Here is a 9,594-nt window from a genome sequence, read left to right on the forward strand (position 1 = left end):
TTTGGCATCCTATTGATGAATCCTACTTGCGTAGCGCGTTTTTCAGGTCAATCAAAATCGGGGGAACTAGCTTTTTGGCCCACGCTTTGGGACTGAGTGGCGATTGAGAGTGCAGCGACTCTAGACCGGGACGATCGCGAAAAATCGTTGTATGAGCATCCGAAATTTCTGCGGCGGGTCTGCCATTGCTGTAGTAGTAGAGCGCCAACGACTTGCGAGTTTCTCCATCAGGGCAAGTTAGTGGTTCGGGGTGTCCGTGGTAAGAAAAATCAGTGGTGCTGAAGATGACGCAGCGGTTAAAAATCGGCAAAATTTTCTTTTGGCATTGAGTCATGTTTTGATCCCAAAGTTCTAGATGTCCGCCGTAGTCTTCTTGCCAATTTTGGTTGAGATAGATTAGTAAATTGAGGCGGCGATCGAGGCGCAGTCTTTCATATTGATTAAAATCGACGTGCATTTTGAGGTAGCCTCCTCTTTCGATCTGGTGCAGCCCACCGCCGACAAAATGAGGATCAGGAATGAGTCCTTCAATGCCTGTGAGTTGTTCTAAAAAGTTGAGGAAGGTCGATGAATTTAATTGGTAAAGCAGAAAACGGGTCATGTCTCCCATCTGTCGTTCGTGGGTGGATGCCAGCTTTTTTTCGGCTGTGTTGTCGAACTTTTTCCACTCGATCGAACTGACTTTTGGAAACTCATTCAGCACGTCGTTGAGCACAGAGGTTGGCAAAAAATTGTCAATCACGACATGAGGAAATGGCCTTGCTTGAGCGTAGACTTCTCGATGTCTGAGAACTAAACTTTCTAAATAATTTGAGTCGAGCCGAAACATCAGTGTGGAGTTCATTTGATTGCCTCAAAGTTTATTTTTTAACGTGAATTTACGATTGAAGTGAGAAAGTTTCAGCGAATTCACGTCAGGTTAGGTTTGTATAAATAAAAGCCGGCCGCATCTCCTTCGCCTGCTTGATTGAGTGAGATAGACTGAGCCGTAAAGTCTGCCATTTCTTGTTGAGAAAAGATCGATGCTTTGGGGTTGATGGCGTGAGACTGGCTTTCTCTAACCGCAATGTCTTTGAGAATTTGTTCGCTTGCCCAAAACTGATAGGCGTGAGAGTCAAAAAACAGTTGCTTTAGCTCAAAACCTGCCTGCTTTGCGAGTTGTTGAATACTTTTTGGGGTGTGGATGTAGAGGTGGCGCGGGGCATCGATCGCGACCCAGTTCACACCATATTTTCGCCAGGCAAACGAGGCCGCGACGGGGGTTCTGATCAGGGCGTAGCGATCGGGTTTGAGCAGTCGATAAAGCTCTTTTAGGACGGTGAGGGGTTGAGGCATATGTTCAAACGAATGGTTGAGCATCACAAAATCAAAGGTTCCTTCGAGTTCGTGAACCGTCTTTTTGAGCACTTTTACGCCATTTTGATAAACAATATCCTGGTCAATAAACGGATCGATTCCTGTCAAATCTGTAAACCCTTCTAGCTGCATGTTTAAGAGCAGATTGCCCGACCCGCAGCCCACATCCAGAATTTTTGCATCAGCAGATAAGTGGATTCTTTGGAACCAATCGTGATAGTAATACTCAGGAATTTCAATGCCAAACGTTTTTCTCAGGATCTTTGAAAGCAACATGCCCAAAGTCTGGTTACCCTTTAGCAAAAGTTGCATTCGCTGTCGTCTTAAAAAAGTTTCTATCGGATGTGCTTTTGGCTCTGATAGGGCTTGAAAAGAATAGAAATCTTGGGGATAGTAACGCGCCAGATCGCCGGGAATTTCACTGATTTGTAAACATCCACAAGCGCCACATTCCAGGTATTGAAACTGTTCTCTCAGCCCAAACATCATCTCTGAAACAAGGTGATATTGGTTGTCGATCGCATTCCCACAAATATGACAAGTCATTATTTTCTTCCCAATTTTTGCATCTTTAGCGGTTACTTTAACCATTACTGTGATCGGTTCACGAGGTCAGCAGTCCCTGAATAGGTAGCCCAAAGCCCAGCCCGTAGCGAAGCGCCAAAATTCCAATCAGTAGCCCTACAAACAAACCTGTCATTAACAAGTCTTGCTTGAGACAACTCAACCCTTCTCGCTGAAGCCCAAACGCCATCACGCCATACAGCGGCAGATCATTGAGCGCAACGGCAATAATCACCCCAGCCACGCCCAAAAATGAGAACCCAACTAGAATGCCAACCCCTGTAAAGATGAGCTTGAACAAGTTGCCCCAGGTTTGGTAGTTAGGTTTGCCGATCGCAATCAAAATCGGATAGAGCGTCTGAAACAAGATATTGGGCCAGATGCCGATCGCAAGTAACGGCAACATCCAGGTCGCGTCGCTGTATCGTTTATCGTACATGATAGTAATCGGAACATCGCCAAAACTAACCAGAATAGCCAGCCCTAGAGCTAATACCGCTAGAACAGGTTTGCGATTGTGCAACAATTTAGCGCGCAGCGTTTCTCTTGGTAGCTCGATCAACTGAGAAACAGCCGGAAAAATCACTTTATCTGAAACCACCGCAATAATGTTACGGGGCATATCAGAAATTGCCAGCGCGACTCCGTAAACGCCCAGAAATTGCCACGATAGCAGCCGACCCGATAGCAGTCGATCGACCTGTCCCGCGAGAAAGGTCAGCATGGTAGACAACAATATCCACTGCCCAAACGAGAACATTTCTTTAACTAATTTCCAATCCCAGGCCAGCCGATTGCGGTAGTTGGGGATTAGAAAATGGCTACGAACTACTTGTATCAGTTCCGATAGGAGTGCGCCGATTACCAGCGACCAGATACTTTGATTAAACCAGGCAAGGGCAATCAGGATGGCTGTCGAAAGAACCTGATTTTCTAGTTCAAATCGTGACCATCGTCCCGACTCCATGCGTCGAGTCAGCGTAAAAACACTCGTAGAATGAAAGCCGCCAATGACGCAGCTAATTCCCACGATCGGCAGTAGCCAAATCAGTCTGGGTTCGTTGTAAATCTGAGTGGCGGGCCAGGCTAGAACTAAACAGCCTAACCACAGTAGCACCCCTCGAATCACTTGGATTGTCCAAACATTGTTCAGGAGTTCTGGGTCATCGCCTCGCTCACTGCGGATAATGATTGGAGCCGAGCCAACATCCGAAAAAAGATGCAGTCCGACAATAAAAATAAATACCAGATTCATTAAGCCAAACAGTTCGGGAAAGAGCAGCCGCGTCATGATTAGACTGCTTCCCAGGCGCACGATCGTACTTAATCCGTAGACAGAAACACTCCAAAATACGCCGCGCATGGCCATTTTTTTGAGCGATGATTGTCCTTGAAAGCGCGATCGTAGCTTTGAGATCGAATTCGATACCTTCATGTGGCTCCCTCCGGGTAAGGCTGAACCGATGGACTGACCGACTGTAGAGGAGCTTTCTCTAGACTGGACTGAAAGAGGGCGACGAGTTTGGTGGCTTCGATCGCGACATCATGCTGTTGGGCGACTCGCTGTGAGCCTGCCTGTCCCATTTGTTGTAGCTGGTCTACGGGAGCTTTTAGCACCTCTTGCAGGGCGGCAGTCAGCGCTTCGACCGATCCGGCGGGGACAAGCCAACCACACCGCCCTGATTCGACCAGTTCAGGAATGCCCGCAATGTAGGTACTGATTACAGGTCGTCCTAATGCTAGAGACTCCATAATGACCACGGGTAGCCCTTCAGCAAAACTAGGAAGTACCATTGCTCGCGCCGATAAGAGATGTTGACGCACGATCGCGCTACTTGTCCAGCCTGTAATTTCAACGTGATTTTGTACCTTTAGCTGCGTGATCAAGGCTTCTAATTTGGGACGCTGATCCCCATCTCCGACCAGTAGCAGTTTGATCGAAATGCCTTCTGAGACAAGCTGACCGACTGCCTGAACTAACAGCATTTGCCCCTTGGCTTCGCACAGTCGCCCGACACAGACTAAACGAGGCTCTGCTGAAATCGTGGTTGGCAACTGATGGAGGAAGTCGCGATCGAGTCCACACCGCACGACGTGAATTTTTGACCATTGGGCCGGGTCACACCAGCGATATAGTTGACTGCGACTAAACGAACTCACCGTCGCCACAAACGTTGCCCGCTTGACTTTTTCGGCTAATCCCAGTCCTTGAGCTTGATCAAACTCATCAGGGCCGTGAACCGTGAAGCTATAAGTCGGACCGCCCAACGCTTGAGACAAAGCAGCCACAGCGGTCGAATTAGAGCCAAAGTGAGCATGAACATGGCTGACTTTTGCCTGGGCAAACCATCGGAGTAACACACAAGCCTCGGCGAGATAAGCAAAGTGGCGCAACAGTCCGCGATCGGATCTCCAGCCCAGCTTACAGGTGAGATTTAGGGCGCGTCCAAACTTCACCGGATGGGTCAACGCCACTCGCACCAGTGCTTTAACCAGACCTGCTAACCCCACATCTAGAACAATGTGAGTTTTCTTTAGCTCTGCTTTGTCGGCTTCATCGACTAGCTCGGACGCACAAGATCGCACCGAAAATCGGACAACTTTTACGCCACAGGCTTCGACGGCGGCAATTTCACGCCGAATAAAGCTATGACTGACTTTGGGGTATTGGTTGATGAGATAAGCGATCGTAAAAGACATGCAGCCTGCCTATTGTGTGACTGAAGAACTAAAACCCTACTTCTCTAATAGGTCAACGACATCGCGCTCTGTCCGCACCCACTGCGTTTGAGGACGAATCAGGAACGCCAAGTAAACGGGAATTTTCCACAAAATGTAGAGCGGCACTGCTAGTAAGGTTTGGATGGGCAAGCGGTCTCGCCCAAATCGCACCCACGCCGATAGAATTGATCCCCCCATTAACAGTCCTGCGATCGCTAGCAGTTTTGCCGGAAACCACGACGTTCCTAAAACACCAGCCAGAGTTGCGATCGCCGTCACACTCCCCCACAGCAGAATCAGCAATGACAAAGGCGGCACACTCAAATGTAAAGACAGCGCCAGGAGATCGACTCGTTTTTGGCGAATGGCTTCTCGAAGTAGGCGAGGCACCTGGGTTAGTAGTGTTTGTAGATGTCCATGTTCCCAGCGGGTTCTTTGGCTGCGGGTGGCTTGCTGCTGTTGAGGGAGTTGTCCGGTGATCTGTCCGTCTGGGCAAAACTGAGGGGGATAGCCCAAAATCGCTAAGTCCAGCCCAAACTGCATATCTTCAACCAGGTTGCCATTGTTGAGAGAGGCTTGATTGATCACCGCCCACGGAAAAGCCATTCCAGTCCCCGTTAGCAGACAAGGGAATCCTAAGCGATCGAGTCCTCTAGGACGCACCAGATTTTTGACCAGAAAGGCCAGGGCTGAAACCGCTTCTTTGGGATGAGGCTGGCTCGACTGTTGAAGTAAATAAAGCGCCTGAACGGGTCGCTGACTCGCCATCGATCGCCGTGAAATCTGATCGATCGTTCCACCCTGCACCCAACAGTCAGCATCGACTAAAACCACAACTTCAGGGGGATTTGAGGCAATAAATTCAAGTCCGTGAGCCAGCGCATAGCCTTTCCCGCGTTGATCGACATCCGTTCGCTCAGTTACCTCAGCCCCGCACGATTGGGCGATTTCAGCCGTTTGATCGTCACAATTGTCAGCAATTACAATCAGCCGATCGCCCGCTACCAGTTGAGGTAACAAGGTTTCTAACGTTGCAGCAATGCCGATCGCTTCATTATGAGCGGGTACCAAAACACAGATTTGAGGACGAGTTGGCAGCGTTTGTAAGCTGTTTGAACGAGGCAACAGAGCCGCAAAACATTCAACCCCCAGCACAACAATGGGAACCAGCAGCAGCAGCGCGATCGCCGTCAACAACAGAGTAATCAGCACAATTTATTTTTCCAGCGACACAACATTCAGGTCAACGGCGACTAATCTGTCTACAACAAAGCAATCAACACCCGAACCAACCGCAGTTCTCTCATCCCTCATCCCTCATCCCTCATCCCTCCCTTAGCCCCCGCTGGCAACAATCGTCGCGGCTTGAGCAATTGGCTGGGTTGATAATCTGTCTGCCGATAGCCGTAAGAAGCGCCCCCTACTTTTTCGACATGGTTTGTCACCACGCCTAATACAGGCAACTGGAAGTTTTTCAAACTAGTTAGAGACTGCATAATCACAGATCGCTTTGCTTTGCGGATGCCCACAACGAGCAGCAGTCCATCGGTGTAGGCTGTCAAAAAGCTCGTATCTGCCAATCCCAATAGAGGCGGCGTGTCATAAATGACCAGATCAAACTCAGACTGAAACTGCTCAACCAATTGCTGCATGTGGTTGGTGGCAAGCTGTCGAGGCGAATCAGTCCCCAGGTTGCCTGCCGTCAAGACAAATAGATTGTCCGCGATCGCCGAGGGTTGTACCGATGCCATTGGCTCTAGTTTTTTGTCTAAAATGTCGGCCAGTCCAGTTTGATTAGCCAGTCCCAGGCGAGAATGGAGTTGAGGATTACGAAAGTCAGCATCGACCAGCAAAACTTTTTGACCTGTGGCCGCTGCGACTTGCGCGAGATGAAGCGCGATCGTGGTTTTGCCTTCACCGGGGCCAGCCGAGCCGACCACTAGAGAACGAATCGATCGCGAAGATTCTAAAAAGCGCAGACTGGCAAACAACGCACTAAACGCTTCTTGAAATAAGGACGATTCCATTAAGGCGTTTATTTCTGGAAGTAGTCCAACGAGCTTGCCGCTGGGTGTGAGAGTCGCTCGATCGCTGTAGGGAATCACCGACAACACAGGCAGCTTGATGGCATCTTGCACATCTTCGGTACAAAAGAACACGTTGCGTATCTTCTCCAGCAGCACAGCAGCGAGAATCCCGACTAGCAAGCCAGCCACGACTCCAACGGGTAGTTTCTTTTTGATGCCGCGATCGGTGGCGATCGGATTGCCCTTATCATCCACCGGAACTTTAGGTTCAGACACGAGTTGCCAGGGCACTTCTTTTTGGGCGGCATCTACCCGCAGCGTATCGCGTTGAATCGTGAGTTGATTGAGGGTTTTGGTGGCAATTTCTAGCTGTCGTTGAATCTCAGTGTATTGGCGAATAATTGCTGGAAACTGGCCCACTTGATTGGCGGTTAAGGCTTCGGCTTGGGTGATTGCCTGATTGCGTATCGACAACACCTGAATCTGATTGGCTGCGTCTGCAAGCTGCTTGATCAAATCTAACCGCACCGTATTCTGAAAGGTCAAAACCTGGGGATTTACGTCTGATGGAATGCTTTGCCCCAAAATGCGGGAAGTTTCTTGCCCCAAAAGCGCCGTTAGATTTTTTTGCTGGTCTATTAGCGCCTGTAGTACCGGACTTTCTTCACTAAATCGCACGCCCTTGACGGCAATTTCACTTTCTACTTTTTTAAGCTGGGTTAGTAGCTCCTGATAGCGGGGATCTTGGCTGAGGACTGAGGCGGCGATCGCTTCATTAGGAGACAGTGCCAGTTGCTTTTGTAGTCCCGCATAAAGAATCTGTTGTTCTTGAATGGCGCGACGAGCCTCTAGTTTCTGGTTCTCGATCGCTTGGGCTTGTTTGACTAACTCTGCCCCTTGGGTGTTGGGGTCGGTGAGATTGTACTGTTGTTGTAGAATTTGTAGCTGTTGCTGCAAGGTTTCGACTCGTTGCAAAAGTTTGGGAAGTTGTCCTTCAATAAACTCAACCCCGCCGCTAATCCGAGACTTGCGCGCGTCTAAACTGTAGTTGAGATACTCTTTTGAGAAGGCCTCTAAAACCGCCTGCACTTTGCCCACATCGCCCGCCGTATAGCTCACATCGATCAGCTTAGTATTGTCTAGCAAATTGGTGCCGATGCGCTGAATCACCAATCGTTTGAGGGCTAAGTCTGCTAACAGAGAATCACGGGTCACATCGCCATAGCTGGGGTGAACTCGTTTGGCAACTTTTGCTAACATTCCAGGGCTTTGCAGAACTTGCAGCAGCGTCGGATAGTCCACTGTGAAAGATGAAACTTCGCCCCCACGAGAAAGCACAGAGGGATCAGTCATCTTGGCTTCACTGGTAATCGGTTCGACTAGCAGCCGAAATCCCCCCGAATAGCTGTAGGGCGTTCTCAAAGAATGTAAGGTGTTGGCAACGGCGATCGTGACTGCTAGACCTGACACTAGCAAAGCATTCCGCCAAACGGTTCTAATTAAGGGCCGCAGGTTGAGTCCTTTTTGCAGCCGCTTAAAGTCGGGCGTAGGATCTAGTTCTGCGGGCGATTCTAGTGGCTCGTCACCTGGATGCAGGGATGCTTGAGCCGTGTTTCCTCGTTTCATGCGCTGACCTCTATCCATCTATTGCAGTTGAATTGAATCGAAGCCGGACTGTCGTTGCCAATGTTTTTCACCAATGTTCTTCGCCAATGTTCTTCGCCAATGTTCTTGACCAATCTTCTTCGCCAAAATTCTTGACCAAACCTCGCGTCAAAATCCCAAAAGCTTCAGCACTCCCAGCGTTCCGGTAATGGGACTAAATAGAACACTTAAAAAGTCTGAAGTTCTAGCCAGGGCAGTGGGCTTGACCACCACAATGTCGTTGTTGCGAAGGGCAGGATTGTTGGCGGCATCTAAGTTTTGAGAAAAATCGACGGAGATATTGCGACGAGTAACGGTGCCGTTGGGATTGAGGCGAATCAGTTCTACATCGCGGCGCGATCGTCCACTCTTAAATCCTCCTGCTGCCAAGACTGCCTGATTGAGCGACGTATTGGGGGGAATAGAAACCGATCCGGGGGTGACGACTTCTCCAACAATGCCGACTTTGATGATTTCGGGGGAAAAGTTGCTCGTGGCGATTTCGGTGGCTTCTGCGGGGTCAAGATTGGTGGCTTCTGGAATGATAATCGAGTCTCCATCGCGTAGCGCCAGATCTTCACGCTGCTCCCCGGCCTGCAAAAATTTCCAGAGGTCGATGTCAAAGACTTGCTCAGGGCCGCTTCTTTGAGGACGGCGCACCTGAATTTTGCGAACGTTGGCTAGTTGTGTGATGCCTCCAGCAGTTTGGATGGCTTTGGTCACAGTTGGCCATTGGCTCCCGGTATCGACGGTTGACCGTTCGCTCAGGTTCGATCGCGAGGTTTCATTTCCGATCGGGCTGATGATATAGGAACCGGGACGATTCACCTGCCCCAAAACAGCAATTTTGAGCGGTCGCGGTGAGATCGAGCTAAGGGTAATCAGCGGCTTGCGAATAAATCGGGCATAGCTTTGTGACAGGGCCTTAGCGGCTTCTTCTAGCGTCAATCCTTGAACAAACACTGTCCCCACCCAGGGCAAATTGAGCGATCCATCGACTAAAACGGTGTACCGGGGTTCTAATTTTAGGTCGGGGGCATCAAACATATCCACGCGAACGAGATCGCCCGGCCCCAGCGTGTAGGCATTTTCGGATGGGGCGACCCCTAAAGTTGCAGAACCGAGTTGATGGTAGGGCGTGACCGGAGGAAGGGCCGTCTGACTATCAGCAGGCAGGCAGACCGCCGCCCCAAGTGTCACAGTCAAAGTCAAGGCGATAGATGAAAACCTTTTGATGCGGACGATTTGATCAGGCATTGTGACGCTGGATGGCATTAGTGAA

General features: G+C 49.8%; 7 protein-coding genes. All 7 read right to left on the bottom strand.

Features of this window, described 5'->3' with window-relative positions; genetic code table 11:
* Window positions 1-22: 22 nt before the first annotated feature.
* The 7 genes from ACJ2PR_RS12215 to ACJ2PR_RS12245 all read right to left on the bottom strand — a co-directional run bounded on the left by ACJ2PR_RS12215 (window position 23) and on the right by ACJ2PR_RS12245 (window position 9,569).
* Complete coding sequence (locus ACJ2PR_RS12215; protein ID WP_446877185.1) at window positions 23-844, bottom strand: 2OG-Fe(II) oxygenase; 822 nt, start codon at window positions 842-844, stop codon at window positions 23-25.
* 65 nt (window positions 845-909) lie between these two features.
* Window positions 910-1,902 (bottom strand): class I SAM-dependent methyltransferase, encoded by a 993-nt coding sequence (locus ACJ2PR_RS12220; RefSeq protein ID WP_446877186.1) that lies wholly within the window; start codon window positions 1,900-1,902, stop codon window positions 910-912.
* A gap of 58 nt (window positions 1,903-1,960) precedes the next feature.
* Complete coding sequence (locus tag ACJ2PR_RS12225; RefSeq protein WP_446877187.1) at window positions 1,961-3,355, bottom strand: oligosaccharide flippase family protein; 1,395 nt, start codon at window positions 3,353-3,355, stop codon at window positions 1,961-1,963.
* Window positions 3,352-4,620: a glycosyltransferase gene (locus ACJ2PR_RS12230; protein WP_446877188.1), complete on the bottom strand. Its 1,269-nt coding sequence runs from the start codon at window positions 4,618-4,620 to the stop codon at window positions 3,352-3,354. The genes ACJ2PR_RS12225 and ACJ2PR_RS12230 overlap by 4 nt, the downstream gene beginning before the upstream one ends.
* A 36-nt stretch (window positions 4,621-4,656) precedes the next feature.
* Complete coding sequence (locus tag ACJ2PR_RS12235; protein ID WP_446877189.1) at window positions 4,657-5,853, bottom strand: glycosyltransferase family 2 protein; 1,197 nt, start codon at window positions 5,851-5,853, stop codon at window positions 4,657-4,659.
* 98 nt (window positions 5,854-5,951) lie between these two features.
* Window positions 5,952-8,294, bottom strand: coding sequence for a GumC family protein (locus tag ACJ2PR_RS12240; protein ID WP_446877190.1), 2,343 nt, complete (start codon window positions 8,292-8,294; stop codon window positions 5,952-5,954).
* Window positions 8,295-8,441: 147 nt separating this feature from the next.
* Entirely contained in the window at window positions 8,442-9,569 is a 1,128-nt protein-coding gene (locus tag ACJ2PR_RS12245) for an SLBB domain-containing protein (RefSeq protein WP_446877191.1), read from the bottom strand.
* Between the last annotated feature and the right edge of the window lie 25 nt (window positions 9,570-9,594).

The sequence above is a fragment of the Phormidesmis sp. 146-33 genome (genome assembly GCF_052939515.1).

Bases quoted from the DNA above. Each gene is read 5' to 3' on its own strand.
- ACJ2PR_RS12230 (WP_446877188.1), bottom strand. From the start codon at position 4,620: ATGTCTTTTACGATCGCTTATCTCATCAACCAATACCCCAAAGTCAGT.
- ACJ2PR_RS12220 (WP_446877186.1), bottom strand. From the start codon at position 1,902: ATGACTTGTCATATTTGTGGGAATGCGATCGACAACCAATATCACCTT.
- ACJ2PR_RS12215 (WP_446877185.1), bottom strand. From the start codon at position 844: ATGAACTCCACACTGATGTTTCGGCTCGACTCAAATTATTTAGAAAGT.
- ACJ2PR_RS12240 (WP_446877190.1), bottom strand. From the start codon at position 8,294: ATGAAACGAGGAAACACGGCTCAAGCATCCCTGCATCCAGGTGACGAG.
- ACJ2PR_RS12225 (WP_446877187.1), bottom strand. From the start codon at position 3,355: ATGAAGGTATCGAATTCGATCTCAAAGCTACGATCGCGCTTTCAAGGA.
- ACJ2PR_RS12245 (WP_446877191.1), bottom strand. From the start codon at position 9,569: ATGCCTGATCAAATCGTCCGCATCAAAAGGTTTTCATCTATCGCCTTG.